Below are 17216 nucleotides of genomic sequence, written 5' to 3' on the forward strand. Positions count from 1 at the left end.
GCATATATGGGACCAAATGAAAACTTCCCACAAACATTGCCAGCATATATGGGACCAAATGAAAACTTCCCACAAACATTGCCAGCGTATACGGGACCGATGGATTATCCTAAGTTCCAAGGTAATAATGGTCCAGTTGTTTCGCCATACTCAGAAGGACCAAATGGCCCTATGTATCGTGGTCAACCTAATCCGTATTTTGATCCAAGTTCACAATTATTCACTCCATATGCACAAAATCAATCTTCTTATGGAGTACCGTACTTTGAGGAAGACGAAAATTAAATTCTTGGTTTTTGATCAGGCGATTTCTATTATGAAATCGTCTGTTTTTTTATGATTGCCTTTTAATTGTTAGCAACCCATCAATTAACAATTTAAAAATCTCCTAATTGGTCAACCTAACTATGTAATGCTCTTGAGGTGTTACAATAAGCTGTAGATAAAGGGAGGTTTTTATTTTGAATAAAAAAGGTCTAATCGTAGCTACTGGTACTGTTATAACTGCATTAGCTTTATCTGGTTGTGGCACTGATAATAATGCAATGAATGACCGTAATGACAAAGTTGGATACGAAAGAGTGAACTTCGACAATAGACCGACTAACCCTTATGCGGTGAACGAGCGTTATGTAAATGATCTAAACTATCCTAACAATAGAGATATGTATGCAAAGCAAAATGTTCATTTTGGTAATGATCGTATTAACGAAGGATTAAATAGTGAATATAAAAATGATGGCATTATCCGTGACGGAAAGACTGCACGAAATGCCAATAATTATAACAATCAATATTCATTAACTGATCAAACTCGTTATAATACAACTAATAATGTAAATGATAATTCACTCATACCATTTACGAATATTAGCACTAACACTAGAATGAACGAAGGGGATAGAATTTACGCAGATCAAATCTCAAAACGAGTAGAACAAATGACAAATGTAAATGACGCAAAAACAATTGTCGTTGGAGATCAACTACTTGTTGCTGTAGATTTAACGAATAAGAACGTTGACGAAGGTGCACTTCGTTCAAAAATCAAAAATACATTATCACCATATACAAGTGGTAAAAAAGTATATGTCACATTTGATGGTAATGTACGAAATGATATCATGAATATTCCAAACGACACGAATAATATCATTCGTAATACAAAGAATGATGTTAAAGATATGTATCAAGATGTTAAACGTGGCGTAAAAGACATAACGACTAACAAGTAATGTAAAAAGGAAGAGGCATATGCTTCTTCCTTTTTTACAATAACGATGAGTCGCTGATCAGATACGTATTTGTTATCATTGTTAGCAAAGTAATAAAATAAATGAAAAAAGAATTGAAAAGGCTAATATTGTATGCTAAAGTGTATTTATCCTAAAAATGACCAAAAAACAAATTTGGTCAGTTAGTCGAATAGGAGGGACTATGTGAGTAATGTAAAGAAGCAGTTTATATTAGAAGCAGCAACAAAATCTTTTACAATATTTGGCTATAAGGCGACAACTATGAGTCAAATCGCAAAACAAGCAAATGTTGGTAAAGGAACAATTTATACTTTTTTCAAAAATAAAGAAGAATTATTTGATGAAATCATCAATAACTTAATTATTGAAATGAAATACTTAGCTGAAGAATCAATTCGTGATGAAGATTCATTTATCGAAAAAGCTCATAAAGGATTAGAAGTATTTATTGCATTTCATAGTGAACATGATTTAACAATTAAACTAATTCAAGAACAAAAAGAAATAGGCACAGCAGCAGTACATGATGCGCTCAAACGTTTAAACAATTCAATTATTATTTACATTAAAAAGAAAATTGAAGAAGCAATCCAGAAAAATGAAATTGTTGCATGTGATCCTGAAATGACTGCTTTAATTATGTTACGACTTTACACTACTTTGAAAATTGAATGGGAAAGAGAACATGAAGCACTTAGTCCACAAAAAATAACAGAACTATTTAATTTTTATATTCTAAATGGATTATCAAAATGATATCCATTTAATTTATAGTATAAAATGACCAAATGAACAAACTGGTCAATTAGTACAAGGGGGAATATATTTTGAACTCACAATTTGGAAAGGAATTTAGCAATATTGTTCGCAATAAGAAACTTCTAGTTCCGATCATTGCAGTATTGTTAGTACCATTACTTTATAGTGGTATGTTTTTATGGGCATTTTGGGATCCATATGATAAATTAGATCAAATTCCAGTCGCAGTCGTTAATCTTGATGAAGGTACTGAGTTAGAAGGTAAACAAATTCAAGTTGGTAATGAGTTGATCGATAATCTAAAGAATGACGATAATTTCAAATGGACATTTGTCGATAATGAAAAAGCAATGAAAGGCTTGAAAAATCAAGACTACTACATGGCTGTTCGTATTCCAAAAGATTTTTCTAAAAATGCGGCTACAGTAACTGAAAATTCACCTAAAAAATTGACAATGGAATATATTCCAAATGAAGGATTTAACTTTTTATCTGGTCAAATAGGTGGTACTGCTGCTGAAAAAATTAAAGAGAAAATTGCAAACACGATTTCAAGAACTTATGTTGAAACAATTTACGATCAAATCGGTGAATTAACTGATGGAATATCGAAAGCAAGCGATGGATCTTCACAGCTTGATAAAGGTGTAGGAGATGCTAAAGATGGATCAACAAAACTTTCAAATGGTTTAAAAGAACTTTCAAGTAAGTCAGTAGAATTAAAAGAAGGTGTTGGCAAGCTTGATAATGGTTCAAAACAAGAATTAAATGGATTAACACAATATACTTCAGGCGTTAGTCAAGTAAATGATGGATTAAAACAATTAGAATCAAATGCAGGACCACTAGGGTCAGGTATTAATCAATTGGCACAAGGGTCTAATCAAGTAAATGCTGGATTAAGTCAGTTAAATGGAAAAATGCCGGCATTGCAAGATGGCTCAGCTCAATTACTTGAAGGATCAAAATCGATTTCTTTAGGACTAAAAGAATGGAATAAAGGTGCAACATCTGCAGCAGCAGGTGCTCAACAAGTAGCTGCTGGAATTGAACAACTTCAAAAAGAAATGGCACCATTATTAGCTTCATTACCTGCTGAACAACAAGCAGTCTATAAAGCAAAAATAGAGGCATTAGTATCAGGCAGTAAATCTGTTTCAACTGGTATCTCTCAACTATCTGCGGGTGCAGAAAAATTATCTGCTGGCGGAGAGAGTTTATCAGGAGGCGCACAAAAACTGAATGACTCACACAAAGAACTTGCAACAGGTGTCTCAAAATTAGCTAAAGGTCAGTCTGAAGTTTCAAATGGATTAACTCAATTAAATGACAAAGCTCCACTTTTAGTTGATGGTATCAATCAACTAGCTGCTGGTGCTAATCAATTAAATGATAACTCACCTAAATTATTAGGTGGTATGAATCAAATTTCTAATGGGATTTCAACTTTAAATGGAAATACACCACAATTAGTATCAGGTGTAGATCAATTAAAAGATGGTTCAATTCAATTAGAAGACGGATTAACAAAAATTAAAGATGGAACTAGTGAATTATCAAGTAAGCTTGGTGATGCTAAGTCTAAAACGAGTGATGTATCAACGAATGATGAACAATTAGATATGTATTCTGATCCAGTTACTCTTGAAAAAGATAGTGTAAATGCAGTTCCTAACTATGGAACAGGTTTTACTCCGTATTTCTTATCAATGGGATTATATGTTGGAGGCTTATTACTTTCTGTAGTATTCCCACTAAGAGAAGCTGCTTCTAAACCTCGCAATCCATTTAGCTGGTATGCAGGAAAAACGAGCATCTTAATTGGTGTAGGGATTATACAATCATTTGTAGCAAGCTTAGCATTAATTACATTATTAGGATTAGATGTAAAATCTTTACCGTATTACCTATTAATCAGCTTAGTAGCAAGCTTTGCATTCTTAGCTTTAATTCAAATGTTAGTAACAGTATTCGGAGACGCAGGTCGATTCCTTGCGATTATTGCGTTAATTTTACAGTTAACAACAAGTGCAGGAACATTCCCATTAGAATTAGTACCAGATTTCTTACAACACTTTAACGCATTTTTACCAATGACTTACACGGTAAGTGCATTTAAAGCGGTTATCTCAACTGGTGACTTCAGCTTTATGTGGCAAAATGTAGGTATCCTTGCAGGATTTATCGTATTATTTAGTGCAATTACTTTGATGTATTTTGTAGTGAGCTTCAAAAAACAACACGGTAGTCAAATGAACGAAAATCAAACGATTAATGCTTAATAACGTTAAAACCCTATCAATTTGATAGGGTTTTTGTTTGTTATAATTCTGTAAAAAATACTTTGAGTTATATGCAATATTGAAAATTTAGACATGATGCAAGACTCCTATGGGAGATGCGGGACAGCTGAGACCCCACAGGCGCAAATGCGCCGAGGAGGCTCAGCGCACGCCCCATGGAAAGCGAGCATCCTGCAGTGGAAAATATCATCATACTTTTTTTATAGACGTTAATTAGCCTCAATTAGACTTGTCATGTACTAAGAGCATGAGATAATGATAGTATGATTTGATGAAAGGAGATCGTATAAATGATTAAACAAATCAATCATCAAGATCGTCATACTGCAAAACAAATATTAGATGTACAAATTCCAGCATACAAAATAGAGGCACAGATAATTGGCTTTGATGGAATCCCACAATTAAAAGATACTGTTGAAACGATCGTAACTTCAACTGAACTATTTATTGGTTATATCCAAGAGAATAAATTAATAGCTTTCCTAGCCTACTCAAAAGATGAAAATGAATATCAAATATGTAGATTGGTTGTTCAGCCTGCCTATTTTAAACAAGGCATCGCCAGGAAATTACTAAAATACTTTATGAACGAAATTGTTAGACATCATGAAAAAGTAATCGTGAGTACAGGGGCAGATAATGTTCCAGCTATTAATTTATATAAAAGTGAAGGCTTTGCATTTCTAAAAAATATAGAAGTTGCTCCTAACTTTTATATTTCTTTATTTGAAAGAGAATCAAAAATTAACTAAAAAGTGAAATAATTCAAAAAGTGTTCAAATAATAAAGAAATGAATCAAATAGAAAATGATAAGATAATAGTAATAAAAAGAACTAGTAGTTCTTTTTTACATTTTTGAATATCGCATTGTTTGCTATTCATTAACCCCCAATTTGCTCATAAAGGTCACTCTTTATGAGCTTTTTTTTGTTAGATTGAAATAGGATAAAGTTAAAAAAAATGGTCAAACTAAAAAAGCTTGTACAATATGTCTATAGGAGTTGATGTTTGTGAATAAGTTTATTTTGATTTTAGTATGTTTATTTTTCTTATTTATTCCAACACAAACTGAAACATTGGCAGAGCTCAATCAGGTGGATTCATACGATTATTCTACTGAAAAAAAGGGAATCACAATCATTCTTCACAAAGTTTACGTGAATGGAGAAGTGATAGAGGAAATATATATTAATCAACATAAAACTCTAAATCAAGTTAAACGAGAATTTAAAGATTGGAATGTTATAGAGGAAAATGATGATGAAATCGTTTTACTGAAAAAAATAGATGACCTTTCACCAACGTTAAAATCAAAAGGTTATATTGGAATTAATAGAAAAGGCATGTTGAATTTATATATTGGTATACCTAGTGGAAATAATATTATTGAATCTTTCTTTCAGATTGACACGAATAAATTAGAAGTAAATAAACAGAAACAACTTGAAAGAGGCATTAAGATTTCAACGAAAAAAAGATACGACCATATTTTAAATTATTTAAGAGAATATGCACGTAAAGATACGCAATAGCATCAATAACAAATGGACTTGTTTCATAACAAGTCCATTCTGTGTGTAGACACAACTAAAATAAAGAGATATAGACTGATTAAAAACGCTTGTCTTTCGAGGCGTGAAGCCTGAAGAGAGCGGATTTACCTGGTAATGAGCACCGCAAGCATGTGAAACAACTAAGAAAGCGAGCGTGGGCAGTCTTAATATTTCCATTCATTTCGTAAGATCGAATAGGAAATCGTAGAGTGAGCAATATCATCTTGAATTAAATAATCTCTCAATAATCCTTCATTTACGAACCCTAGTTTTTCAAGTAGTTTTTGAGAAGGAATATTTTCTGGATAGACGATCGCACCAATTCGGTTAAGATTCAATTGATCAAAAGCGTATGTACAAATTGCTTTTACTGCTTCGGATGCATACCCATGTCCCCAGTAATCAGGATGAAGCTCATATCCAACCTCGGCTCTTTTGTTTCGTTCTTGATAGGCATTAAGGCCACAAGAGCCTATTAACGTATTTGTTTCTCTATTTATGATCCCCCAACGAATACCTTTTTTTGTTGCAAACATCTCTTTAAAGTAATGAATAAGATCCAATACCTCACTAGTATTATTGATTGTATCAAGCCCATAATAGCGGGTCACTTTTTCTATGGTCAGTATTGAATACATTCGATTTAAATCAGTTACCTCAATTTCCCTTAAATAAAGGCGTTCCGTTGTTATGAATGGAAACATATCAAATAACAGCCTCCTTTTATGATAAAAATTCTATTTTCGACATTTTCGACAGTCGTCTATTTTTTTCCTTCTTCTTTATATGGTACAATGGAATACATGTAAAAAGGGGAGAGTACCATGTACGAATATATAATTGGAAAGATAGAATGGGTTGGTCCTGAATATATTGTGGTGGACCATAATGGAATAGGATATCAGTTAGTAACGCCGAATCCTTTCGTTTTTAGACCTTCGAATGAAGAAATAAAAGTTTACACGCATCACTATGTTAGAGAAGATATAATGATGTTATATGGTTTTAAAACAATGGATGAACGTACTTTATTTCAAAAACTATTAAGTGTTTCTGGAATCGGTCCAAAAGGTGCTTTAGCAATTGTTGCTACTGGTGAGCCGAACAAAATTGTTCAAGCGATTGAAGAAGAAGACGAAACATTTTTAACGAAATTTCCAGGTGTCGGTAAAAAGACTGCTAGACAAATGATACTTGATTTGAAAGGGAAACTTGAAAAAGTATTTGGCGTTGTGCAAGTTGATTTATTTACTGATATTGATGCGATAGAAGAAAAAGAACAAGCGGCTTCATCATTAGATGATGCTATGGAAGCATTGAAAGCATTAGGTTATGCTGATAAAGAAACCAAAAAATTAATTCCAATATTAAAAGCAGAAAATCTGTCAACTGATGAATATATTAAAAAAGCTCTTCAATTATTATTGCAAGCTAAGAGGTGATATAAATGGATGACCGGATTTTATCTAGTGAGAGTCAAAGTGAAGAATTTGATCAAGAGCTTTCTTTACGACCACAGTCGCTAAGAGAATACATAGGACAAGATAAAGTAAAAAAGAATCTACAAGTTTTCATAGAAGCCGCTAAAATGCGAAGTGAATCTTTAGACCATGTTCTATTATATGGTCCTCCAGGGTTAGGTAAAACTACATTAGCTGCAATAATAGCAAATGAACTTGGCGTTGGATTTAAAACGACATCTGGGCCTGCCATTGAGCGACCTGGTGATTTAGCAGCTGTTTTAACATCTCTTTTGCCTGGGGATGTTTTGTTTATCGATGAAATACACCGCTTACCAAGGACAGTTGAAGAAGTACTTTATCCAGCAATGGAGGATTTTTTCTTTGACATCGTAATTGGTAAAGATGCTACTGCTCGCTCAGTTCGAATTGATCTACCGCCTTTTACTTTAATAGGCGCAACAACTAGAGCCGGTTTACTTTCAGCACCACTGCGAGACCGATTTGGGGTATTAAATCGATTAGAGTTTTATACCGTAGAACAACTTGCGTTAATCGTAAAACGTACTGCTGAATTATTTGGAATGGAAATTGAAAAAGATGCTACATTAGAAGTCGCTAGAAGGTCTCGAGGGACACCTAGGATTGCAAATAGATTACTGCGTAGAGTGAGAGATTTCGCTCAAGTTCAAGGAAGTGGAATCATCACGTTTGATATAGCAAAAAGCTCGCTAATTCAAATGCAGGTTGATGAAGTTGGCCTTGATCATATTGATCATAAATTACTTTTAGCAATAATTGAACGTTTTAGAGGTGGTCCTGTTGGACTGGATACGATTGCAGCTTCAATTGGAGAAGAATCACAAACAATTGAAGACGTATACGAACCCTACTTACTTCAAATTGGATTTCTTCAAAGAACGCCAAGAGGTAGAATTGTTTCGGATTTAACATATAAACATTTCGGATTAGAGGTTCCAAAACAATGATTGAGATGTCAAAAGTACTAATAACACTTGGAATTGTTTTACTTGTTGTTGGGGTATCATTACGCTTTTTTGGGAAATTACCAGGCGATATATTCGTCAAAAAAGGTAATGTATCTTTTTACTTTCCAATCGTAACATGCATTATCATAAGCATTATTTTATCACTTATTTTCTCAATAATTGGGAGAAAATAAGTTAGAGGTAAAAAGTTAAGGAAGAGTGGGGAGATAAGTTATAAAAGCGAAAAAGAAATTCGTTTCTTTAACGCCCATTCTGTTATTAATATAGAAATAGGTGAAAGTATGGATGTACAATTATTTGATTTCGATTTACCAGAAGAGTTAATTGCGCAAACACCGCTGTTAGATCGTGAAGCATCTAGATTAATGGTTTTGAATAAAGAGACTGGCAATGTTGAACATAAGCAGTTTCCAGATGTATTGGAGTATTTGCAAGAAGGAGATTGCCTTGTCTTAAATGAAACGAAAGTTATGCCTGCTAGATTATTTGGTGAAAAAGAAGATACAGGTGCGCAAATTGAAGTTTTATTACTTCAGCAAGAAGAAAAGGATGTTTGGGAAACACTAGTAAAGCCTGCAAAAAGAGTAAAAGAAGGCACGATTATTCAATTTGGTGATGGACGTTTAAAGGCTGAATGTGTTGGTACAAGTGAGCAAGGTGGAAGAAAACTACAGTTTCATTATGATGGTATTTTTTATGAAATACTTGATCAACTTGGTGAAATGCCACTACCTCCTTATATTAAAGAAAAATTGGATGATAAAGATCGCTATCAAACAGTCTTTGCTAAGGAAATTGGTTCTGCAGCTGCTCCGACAGCAGGTTTACATTTTACGAAAGAACTATTAAACAAAGTTCAAGAGAAAGGTGTTAAACTTGCATTTATTACGCTACATGTAGGTTTAGGTACTTTCAGACCTGTAAGCGTAGATTCGATAGAGGAACACGATATGCATGCTGAATACTACTTTATGTCTGATGAAACTGCAAACCTATTAAATGAAACAAAGGCAAACGGGGGAAGAATAATAACAGTTGGAACTACATCCACCCGTACTGTTGAGACGATTGCAACGGCAAATGATGGGAAATTTGTAGGTTGCAGTGGTTGGACGTCTATCTTTATCTACCCTGGGTACCAATTTATGGGGATAAATGGGATGATTACCAACTTCCATCTACCAAAATCAACTTTAATAATGTTAATTAGTGCTTTAGCTGGAAGAGAAGCAGTTCTATCTGCATACAAACAAGCAGTTGAACAAAGATATCGCTTTTTTAGCTTTGGCGATGCAATGTTAATACTTTAAGAATTGAAAGGAATCTAACAATGACAGCAATACGTTATGAACATATAAAAACTTGTAAACAAACTGGTGCAAGATTAGGAATCGTCCATACACCGCATGGTTCTTTTGAGACGCCTGCATTTATGCCAGTAGGTACTTTAGCAACAGTAAAAACAATGTCTCCTGAAGATTTAAAAGCGATGGGTGCAGGTATTATTTTAAGTAATACATATCACCTTTGGCTTAGACCAGGTCATGAAATCATTAAAAACGCAGGTGGATTACATAAATTCATGAACTGGGATCGACCAATATTGACGGATTCTGGCGGTTTCCAAGTTTTTAGCTTAAGCCAATTCCGTAAAATTGAGGAAGAGGGCGTACACTTCCGTAATCATTTAAATGGGGATAAACTATTCTTATCACCAGAAAAAGCGATGGAAATTCAAAATGCTTTAGGCTCTGATATCATGATGGCATTTGATGAATGCCCTCCGTATCCTGCTGAATATGATTATATGAAACGTTCTGTTGAGCGTACGAGTAGATGGGCTGAGCGATGCTTAAATTCACATGCACGACCAGAGGATCAAGGATTATTTGGTATTGTTCAAGGTGGAGAATATGAAGAGCTTCGCAAACAAAGTGCAAAGGATCTAGTTTCATTAGATTTCCCAGGCTATGCAATTGGAGGATTATCAGTTGGGGAGCCAAAGGACGTAATGAATAGAGTGTTAGAGTTTACGACTCCATTACTACCTACAAATAAACCACGTTACTTAATGGGTGTAGGTTCTCCAGACTCATTAATCGATGGCGCAATTCGCGGTGTGGATATGTTTGATTGTGTACTTCCAACTCGTATTGCAAGAAATGGTACATGCATGACAAGTGAAGGTAGATTAGTCATTAAAAATGCAAAATATGCAGAGGACTACTCACCACTTGATCCAAATTGTGATTGCTATACATGTAAAAACTATACTAGAGCATATATCCGTCACCTAATTCGTTGTGAAGAAACATTTGGAATGAGATTGACTACTTATCATAACTTACATTTTCTGTTACAATTAATGGAACAAGTTCGTCAAGCAATCCGTGAAGACCGTTTAGGAGATTTCAGAGAAGAATTCTTCGAGCGATATGGCTTCAATAAACCGAATGCTAGGAACTTCTAATTTTACATAATGAAAGGAAGAAAAAAATGTCAGGTGGAATAGCAGGGATTTTACCATTAATATTAATGTTTGTAATTTTCTACTTCTTATTAATTCGTCCTCAACAAAAGCGTCAAAAAGCAACTGCTGCAATGCAAGCTGCAATTGGTAAAGGTGATGCGATTGTAACAATTGGTGGATTACATGGAACAGTTGATTCAATCAACGAAGAAAATAACACGATCACATTAAAAACAGCAGATGGTTCACGTTTAGTTTTCGATCGAAACGCAATCCGTGAATCAAAAGCGAATGCATAAATCATATTGATTGAACGTAAAAACGCTAGTTTATTTGATAAGCTAGCGTTTTTTCCATTTTATAATGGATTAGCGATTATAGGATTTATTACTTGCAGTATTTACCCCGAAAATAGAACCTAACATACAAATAGCAATAAAGATGGCATGGTACATTAACTGCTCTTTAGAAAATGTACGGTCATAACCAAGGAATTGTACAAAAAATACAAATATAGAATAAGCTCCATTAGTTAATAAACCTAGTAACCATCCTTTTTCCTTCCCTTTAGCACCTGTTACAAACCCACCGATTAACATAATAATAAAAGATAGGACAAAAGTTGTTGTTGTCACACTTGCTTCAGACAGTGAAGTTAGTCTAAGTAATAATGATAAAATTAAACTAATTGACAATACTAATAACAAAATGGTTAACACACCGTAAGAGACAGCTACTGCTGTTTTTTTCATCTATAATTCCCCCCTTGTACACTCTTTAATACAAGCATATTCATGAGTTGGATTTTTAGAATACTTATAGCATAAATACAAATAGTAATTTATATATTGAACTTTCATAGTAGAGTTAAGTGTTTTCATTTAATAGAAATATGATATTTATTGATTAGTTATGGGTGTGAGGTGAGTAGTAAATGGATCTTGGTTCTATGACGATTCGTACGATTGTCATCTATTTAATCATCGCTTTTTTGTTTCGGGTTATGGGGAAGAGAGAGATTGGAGAATTAAGTTTATTAGACTTAGTCGTTTTTATTTTATTAACTGAAATTGCTGCTATTGGCATAGATAGGCATCAGGAACCAATTTTCGAAGTCGTATATCCTATGATACTAATTGTCATCATTCAAATTATTTTATCTATCATTTCATTAAAAAGTGTTAAGTTTAGAAAATTGTTAGACGGTACGCCAGTTTTCATCATTAGTAACGGGAAAGTTCTTGAGAAAGAAATGAAGAAACAAAGATATACGTTTGATGACCTTCTTTTACAACTAAGAGAAAAGGATATTGGTGATATTAGAGATGTTGAATACGCTATACTGGAACCGTCAGGAAAACTAACTATTTTTAAAAAGAATACTGAAGAGAGTGATATCAGTGCATTAACGTTTCCGCTTATACTAGATGGTATCGTTCAAGAAGATAATCTGTTTCATTATAAAAAAGATAAAATATGGTTACTTCAACAATTAAAAAATCATGGCTATACACATTTTGAGCAAATCTCATATTGTAGTGTAAGAGATGGTGAAGTGTTTTTTGATAAGAAAGATGATAAGTGATATGGGTGAAGAATGAGGGAATCTCTATTTTAAAAGGGAATTTCGTTACCGATGTTGCTATTTAAGAATACGTAAGTTGATTACAACTCCTGCTCTCTTTCCGGGGGGCTTTAAAAACAAAAAAAGTGTCAATTATACAAACATACTTGTATAAAGACACTTTTTTTGATTACTTCTTTTTGCTACTTTCTAAAGGTTCGAGAGTAATTGGAATGGAAGGTACGAAGACTCCTATGGGAGATGTGGGAAACTTGAGACCCCGGAGGCTTGCCGAGGAGGCTCAGGGTCACGCCCCATGGAAAGCGAAGTACCTGGAATGGAAATCAACATTCTTTTTTAACAGAGCCTTGTTTTTAAAAACAACAAAGTTGAAAAGCAATAAACTATCTAGTAATGATTTTTTTGAAAAATGGAAGTCGAATGATTTCGTCCTTCTTAATTAAATTAAAAAGTAGAATCAATAGTATGTACATCAACGTTACAATTGAGATGCTTGATAGGGTTTGTACTAATAAAGAAGATGAGAACACTACATAATGCTTTATAAAATTGCCTAAATAGATACAAGCTCCTAAAACAATTAAGCAGTACACATAGTCTTTAAGATAGATTGTAAATTGAATTGCTTTTAGTACAGTAAAAAAGTGAAGTACTGTAATCGTGACAATGCTTATGTTCATTGCTAAAGCGACACCGTTTATACCAAATTTTGGATTGGTCGCAAGTAAAAGAATACAAGCGATTTTTACGACTGAACCAACAAAACTATTAATCATTGCTGAATTTGCAAGATTTAATGCCTGAAGAACAGCTTGAAGTGGTCCTTGGAAATAATAAAAGATAAAGCAAGGTGCAAGTAATAAAATGAAAGGAGTTGCCTGATCACTCTTATACATTAAAGTTAAGATCGGAGATGCAAAAACATAGAGAATGACAACAGACCAACCGCCAGCAATCATGGAATATCTTAGTGATTGTTGTAATCTGCGTTCTACTGTAATGCGATCTTTTTTTGCCATTGCTTCACTTATGGCAGGAACAAGTGAGGTTGATAGTGCGTAAGTTATAAACGCTGGGAGCAGTAGTAATGGTAATGCATAACCGGAAAGTAGACCGTATTGTTTTGTTGCAGCAATTGCCGTGACGCCTGCTATAGCTAAGCTTTGGGAAACTACAATTGGTTCTAAAAACATTGAAATGGAACCAATTAAACGGCTACCTGTAGTTGGTAAAGCAATACTTAATAAATCACTTAGCGTTTTTTTACCATCTTTAATGTTTGAACGAAAACCAGTAATAAATTTTGCATTTTTTTCTTTCCTAAATACATATAACATGTAAACCAGTGAAGCTAATTCTCCGAAAACTGCAGAAATAATTGCCCCACTAGCAGCAAATTCTACCCCATATGGCAAAAATGTTTTGGTACAAACTGCTACTAAAACAATACGGACGGTCTGCTCAATAACTTGAGAGAACGAAGATGGACGCATGTTTTGCACACCTTGAAAATAACCACGTAATACTGATGAAATCGCAATGATTGGTACAACTGGAGCAATTGCAAATAAAGGATACATCGTTCTAGCATCTGTTAATAAATTTTTTGCTATATATGGAGATAAGAAGATCATCGCGGTTGTAAAGATAATGCTTAAAATTCCAGTTATGGTCATTGAGACGGCTAAAATTTTCTTTATACGGTCTTTTCTTTGTTGTGCTACTGCCTCTGCAATTAATTTTGAGATTGCAATTGGTAAACCTAATTGCGTTAAGGTCATTACTAAAAATAATGTTGGTACAGCCATCATATATAATCCGACGCCTTCTTCTCCCATAATCCTTGCTACTACAATACGGTTAAAAAATCCTAATATTCGCGTAATAAGTCCCGCAATTAGTAAAAAAAACGTCCCTCTTAAAAACGTTTGCTTTGACATAGCGTTTACCACCTTCTCAAACTGCCTAGAATGATTTACAATTATATATATGCTATAAATGTAGCCAAGCATGACAAGTTCACATCTAGAGAATGAAATAATATGGACTAACGTCATTTTTCTAAAAATACAGAAAACTAGGAGGGAAGAGTATGTCGGCGTTTCGTGAAAAGGTTTCTGAATTTAAACCGAAGCTACAAGTTGTAATAGAAAGTAAATTGGACGAGTTTAAAATGCTTGGATATGATACCGTCAGTGAAGATGAATTGTGGCAATGCCTGGAGAACACTCTATGGCGAAAGAATGAGGACGATCCGAAACTATTTCAACTTGTTGAAGACATACTCTCTTTAACTGTAAATGATTATATGAATTATATTCGAATTGAATCGTTTAAATCTCCTACATGGCAGTTTGGAGAGTCAATTTAGCCAAAAATTGACAATGAAAAAATTGCATTTGTATAATGAAAGAATGAATACATACCATTTTTATACTAGACTTGGACAATTTAGAGGAGGAAATTCACAAAATGGTGAAGCGTAACAGAATAGTTGCCTTCTTCTTAATTATTGCTGTTTTAGCAGCGGTAATTGGAACGACTGTAATGGGTACAGCGAACAAAATAAAGCTAGGTCTGGATCTACAGGGCGGCTTTGAAGTACTTTATAAGGTCAAACCAATTAAAGAAGGCGAAAAAGTAAATAAAACTGTATTAGTAAGTACAGCAAAAGCATTAGAAAAACGTGTAAACGTATTAGGTGTTAGTGAACCCAATATTCAAATTGAAGGAAAAGATCGTATTCGTGTTCAATTAGCTGGTGTAAAAGACCAAGCGAAAGCACGTGATATTCTTTCGACTGAAGCGAACTTAACGATTCGTGATGTAAACGACAAAGTATTAATGACAGGTGCAGATTTAAAAGAAGGTGCATCAAAACAAACATTTGATGAAATGAATAAACCAAGTGTTTCGATTACATTCAAAGATGCTAAAAAAGTTGAATCTGTAACGAGCAAAGTATTACAAATGGGTCCTCCTAATAACATGATGGTTATTTGGTTAGATTTTAAAGAAGGCGTAGATTCATTTAAAAAAGAATCTGCAAAAGAAAAACCAACATATTTATCAGCAGCTAGTGTAAATCAAGTATTTACAGATGATTCTCTTTCAATTGTAGGATCTACTTTTACAGTTGAAAGTGCAAAAGAATTAGCTGATTTATTAAATGCAGGTGCACTTCCTGTACATCTTGACGAATTATACTCTACTTCAATTGGAGCTAAGTTTGGTACTGATGCACTTCATGAAACAATCTTAGCTGGTATCGTAGGGGTTATCATCATCTTCTTATTCATGCTTTACTTCTATCGTTTACCAGGACTACTTGCATGTATCATGCTTACTGCATATGTATACTTGACTTTACTTGTATTCGATTGGATGAATGCCGTATTAACACTACCAGGTATTGCTGCCTTAATTCTAGGTGTTGGAATTGCGGTAGATAATAATATCATTACGTATGAACGATTAAAAGACGAGCTTAAACTAGGTAAATCAGTAGCATCTGCTTATCGTGCTGGAAATCAGCGCTCATTTGCAACAATTTTTGATGCAAATATCACTACATTACTTGCAGCAGCAGTATTATTTATCTTTGGTACAAGCTCTGTAAAAGGTTTTGCAACAAGTTTAATTGTTAGTATTTTAGTAAGTTTTATTACGGCGGTATTTGGAACTCGTCTATTACTTTCTTTATTAGTTCAAAGTCGTTACTTAAATAATAAAAAAACTTGGTTTGGCATTAAACAAAGTGAGATTTTAGGATTAAATCATAATTTAACACATCCACCAACTAAGTATGATAAAGTCGATTTCGTAAGTATTGGACGAAAATTTGTTTATTTCTCAATTATTACTACGATCGTTGGTGTAATTGTCCTTTCAATTTTCCAATTAAATCTTGGAATTGATTTTGCGAGTGGAACACGTGTAACATTTGAATCAAAAACAGCTGTTACGAAACAAATTGTTAATGAAGAACTAGAAAAATTAGGATTAGAAGCAGAGAGCACTACAATATCAGAAAATGGTGGAAAAGCTGGTTCTATTGCGTTTAAAGGTGTCTTATCTAAAGATCAAATCAATAAATTGAAAAAAGAATTTACAACTGAATTCGGAATTGAGCCGAATGTTAGTACTGTAGATCCAGTAGTTGGTCGTGAATTAGCAGCAAATGCATTGAAAGCATTAGTGATTGCATCTATAGGGATCATCCTATATGTATCTTTACGTTTCCAATTCTCTTATGCTTTAGCTTCAGTAGTTGCATTGATCCATGATGCCTTCTTCATTGTTGTTGTATTTAGTATTTTTAGATTAGAAGTTGATATTACATTTATTGCGGCTGTCCTAACGATTGTTGGTTATTCAATTAATGACTCAATTGTTACGTTCGACCGTGTACGTGAAAATATGAAGCTTAAAAAGAAAATTCGTACGAGAGAAGAATTGAATGAAATTGTGAATGATTCGATTCGCCAAACTTTAGGTCGTTCTGTTAAAACAGTACTTACAGTAGTTTTAGCAGTAATTGCATTATTAATTTTTGGTAGTAGCGCAATTCTTAATTTCTCAATTGCTTTATTAGTCGGATTAGTTGTTGGAACATATTCTTCAATCTTTATTGCATCTCAAATTTGGTTGTATATAAAAGGACGCCAGCTTGATAAACATCAAGTAATAGAGACTGAAGAAGCAAAATAAAATTTTAAGAGTATAGGCTAAATGCTTATACTCTTTTTGTTTTAGAATGAAACGAAAATGAAAATACTACTTTAATGTGTTAATAGAATCTAAATCGCAATATGAG

The 17216-nt window shown here is 33.7% G+C and carries 18 protein-coding genes; 15 read left to right on the plus strand and 3 right to left on the minus strand.

Going from position 1 to position 17216, the window contains the following annotated elements; all coding sequences use genetic code 11:
* From CAB05_RS22025 to CAB05_RS04405, 6 genes are all read left to right on the plus strand, one after another.
* Positions 1-285 (plus strand): hypothetical protein (locus CAB05_RS22025; RefSeq protein ID WP_158093171.1); only part of this gene is annotated, 285 nt, incomplete at its 5' end.
* A 176-nt stretch (positions 286-461) separates the two neighbouring features.
* Positions 462-1235 (plus strand): YhcN/YlaJ family sporulation lipoprotein, encoded by a 774-nt coding sequence (locus CAB05_RS04385; protein WP_087998624.1) that lies wholly within the window; start codon positions 462-464, stop codon positions 1233-1235.
* A 204-nt stretch (positions 1236-1439) separates the two neighbouring features.
* The gene (locus CAB05_RS04390) at positions 1440-2012 is read left to right on the plus strand and encodes a TetR/AcrR family transcriptional regulator (RefSeq protein ID WP_087998625.1); all 573 of its coding nucleotides are present in this window, start codon (positions 1440-1442) and stop codon (positions 2010-2012) included.
* Positions 2013-2083: 71 nt separating this feature from the next.
* Entirely contained in the window at positions 2084-4297 is a 2214-nt protein-coding gene (locus CAB05_RS04395) for a YhgE/Pip domain-containing protein (RefSeq protein ID WP_087998626.1), read from the plus strand.
* Between the two features lie 311 nt (positions 4298-4608).
* The gene (locus tag CAB05_RS04400) at positions 4609-5073 is read left to right on the plus strand and encodes a GNAT family N-acetyltransferase (RefSeq protein WP_087998627.1); all 465 of its coding nucleotides are present in this window, start codon (positions 4609-4611) and stop codon (positions 5071-5073) included.
* 259 nt (positions 5074-5332) lie between these two features.
* Entirely contained in the window at positions 5333-5854 is a 522-nt protein-coding gene (locus tag CAB05_RS04405) for a BofC C-terminal domain-containing protein (RefSeq protein ID WP_158093172.1), read from the plus strand.
* Positions 5855-6039: 185 nt separating this feature from the next.
* Here CAB05_RS04405 and CAB05_RS04410 read toward each other — a convergent pair whose 3' ends face one another.
* Complete coding sequence (locus tag CAB05_RS04410) at positions 6040-6579, minus strand: GNAT family N-acetyltransferase (RefSeq protein ID WP_087998629.1); 540 nt, start codon at positions 6577-6579, stop codon at positions 6040-6042.
* Between the two features lie 120 nt (positions 6580-6699).
* Here CAB05_RS04410 and ruvA point away from each other — a divergent pair, with 120 nt between their 5' ends.
* The 6 genes from ruvA to yajC all read left to right on the plus strand — a co-directional run bounded on the left by ruvA (position 6700) and on the right by yajC (position 11114).
* Entirely contained in the window at positions 6700-7317 is a 618-nt protein-coding gene (gene ruvA, locus CAB05_RS04415) for a Holliday junction branch migration protein RuvA (protein ID WP_087998630.1), read from the plus strand.
* A 5-nt stretch (positions 7318-7322) separates the two neighbouring features.
* Complete coding sequence (ruvB, locus tag CAB05_RS04420) at positions 7323-8324, plus strand: Holliday junction branch migration DNA helicase RuvB (RefSeq protein ID WP_087998631.1); 1002 nt, start codon at positions 7323-7325, stop codon at positions 8322-8324.
* Complete coding sequence (locus CAB05_RS04425) at positions 8321-8518, plus strand: DUF2905 domain-containing protein (protein ID WP_087998632.1); 198 nt, start codon at positions 8321-8323, stop codon at positions 8516-8518. Before ruvB ends, CAB05_RS04425 begins: the two co-directional genes overlap by 4 nt.
* A gap of 108 nt (positions 8519-8626) precedes the next feature.
* Entirely contained in the window at positions 8627-9655 is a 1029-nt protein-coding gene (gene queA, locus CAB05_RS04430) for a tRNA preQ1(34) S-adenosylmethionine ribosyltransferase-isomerase QueA (protein WP_087998633.1), read from the plus strand.
* 20 nt (positions 9656-9675) lie between these two features.
* Positions 9676-10815, plus strand: a complete 1140-nt coding sequence (tgt, locus tag CAB05_RS04435; protein WP_087998634.1) for a tRNA guanosine(34) transglycosylase Tgt — start codon at positions 9676-9678, stop codon at positions 10813-10815.
* Between the two features lie 26 nt (positions 10816-10841).
* Entirely contained in the window at positions 10842-11114 is a 273-nt protein-coding gene (gene yajC, locus CAB05_RS04440) for a preprotein translocase subunit YajC (RefSeq protein ID WP_087998635.1), read from the plus strand.
* 69 nt (positions 11115-11183) lie between these two features.
* Here yajC and CAB05_RS04445 read toward each other — a convergent pair whose 3' ends face one another.
* The gene (locus CAB05_RS04445) at positions 11184-11567 is read right to left on the minus strand and encodes a TIGR04086 family membrane protein (RefSeq protein ID WP_087998636.1); all 384 of its coding nucleotides are present in this window, start codon (positions 11565-11567) and stop codon (positions 11184-11186) included.
* 182 nt (positions 11568-11749) lie between these two features.
* On the opposite strand from CAB05_RS04445, the gene CAB05_RS04450 reads away from it, so the two are divergent.
* On the plus strand, positions 11750-12400 hold the full coding sequence (locus CAB05_RS04450; protein ID WP_087998637.1) for a DUF421 domain-containing protein: 651 nt from the start codon (positions 11750-11752) through the stop codon (positions 12398-12400).
* 383 nt (positions 12401-12783) lie between these two features.
* On the opposite strand, the gene spoVB is transcribed toward CAB05_RS04450, so the two are convergent.
* The gene (gene spoVB, locus CAB05_RS04460) at positions 12784-14340 is read right to left on the minus strand and encodes a stage V sporulation protein B (RefSeq protein ID WP_142283051.1); all 1557 of its coding nucleotides are present in this window, start codon (positions 14338-14340) and stop codon (positions 12784-12786) included.
* Between the two features lie 152 nt (positions 14341-14492).
* On the opposite strand from spoVB, the gene CAB05_RS04465 reads away from it, so the two are divergent.
* Both CAB05_RS04465 and secDF read left to right on the plus strand, forming a co-directional pair.
* Entirely contained in the window at positions 14493-14771 is a 279-nt protein-coding gene (locus tag CAB05_RS04465; protein WP_087998640.1) for a post-transcriptional regulator, read from the plus strand.
* A 101-nt stretch (positions 14772-14872) separates the two neighbouring features.
* Positions 14873-17110 (plus strand): protein translocase subunit SecDF, encoded by a 2238-nt coding sequence (gene secDF / locus CAB05_RS04470; protein WP_087998641.1) that lies wholly within the window; start codon positions 14873-14875, stop codon positions 17108-17110.
* Positions 17111-17216 lie beyond the last annotated feature (106 nt).

This window comes from Gottfriedia solisilvae (genome assembly GCF_002128405.1).
Taxonomy (GTDB): domain Bacteria; phylum Bacillota; class Bacilli; order Bacillales; family Bacillaceae_G; genus Gottfriedia; species Gottfriedia solisilvae.

Excerpts from the sequence above, each read along its gene's own strand:
- CAB05_RS04400 (WP_087998627.1), top strand. The coding sequence starts at position 4,609 with ATGATTAAACAAATCAATCATCAAGATCGTCATACTGCAAAACAAATA.
- CAB05_RS04410 (WP_087998629.1), bottom strand. The coding sequence starts at position 6,579 with ATGTTTCCATTCATAACAACGGAACGCCTTTATTTAAGGGAAATTGAG.
- ruvA (WP_087998630.1), top strand. The coding sequence starts at position 6,700 with ATGTACGAATATATAATTGGAAAGATAGAATGGGTTGGTCCTGAATAT.
- ruvB (WP_087998631.1), top strand. The coding sequence starts at position 7,323 with ATGGATGACCGGATTTTATCTAGTGAGAGTCAAAGTGAAGAATTTGAT.
- CAB05_RS04425 (WP_087998632.1), top strand. The coding sequence starts at position 8,321 with ATGATTGAGATGTCAAAAGTACTAATAACACTTGGAATTGTTTTACTT.
- queA (WP_087998633.1), top strand. The coding sequence starts at position 8,627 with ATGGATGTACAATTATTTGATTTCGATTTACCAGAAGAGTTAATTGCG.
- tgt (WP_087998634.1), top strand. The coding sequence starts at position 9,676 with ATGACAGCAATACGTTATGAACATATAAAAACTTGTAAACAAACTGGT.
- yajC (WP_087998635.1), top strand. The coding sequence starts at position 10,842 with ATGTCAGGTGGAATAGCAGGGATTTTACCATTAATATTAATGTTTGTA.
- CAB05_RS04445 (WP_087998636.1), bottom strand. The coding sequence starts at position 11,567 with ATGAAAAAAACAGCAGTAGCTGTCTCTTACGGTGTGTTAACCATTTTG.
- CAB05_RS04450 (WP_087998637.1), top strand. The coding sequence starts at position 11,750 with ATGGATCTTGGTTCTATGACGATTCGTACGATTGTCATCTATTTAATC.
- spoVB (WP_142283051.1), bottom strand. The coding sequence starts at position 14,340 with ATGTCAAAGCAAACGTTTTTAAGAGGGACGTTTTTTTTACTAATTGCG.
- CAB05_RS04465 (WP_087998640.1), top strand. The coding sequence starts at position 14,493 with ATGTCGGCGTTTCGTGAAAAGGTTTCTGAATTTAAACCGAAGCTACAA.
- secDF (WP_087998641.1), top strand. The coding sequence starts at position 14,873 with ATGGTGAAGCGTAACAGAATAGTTGCCTTCTTCTTAATTATTGCTGTT.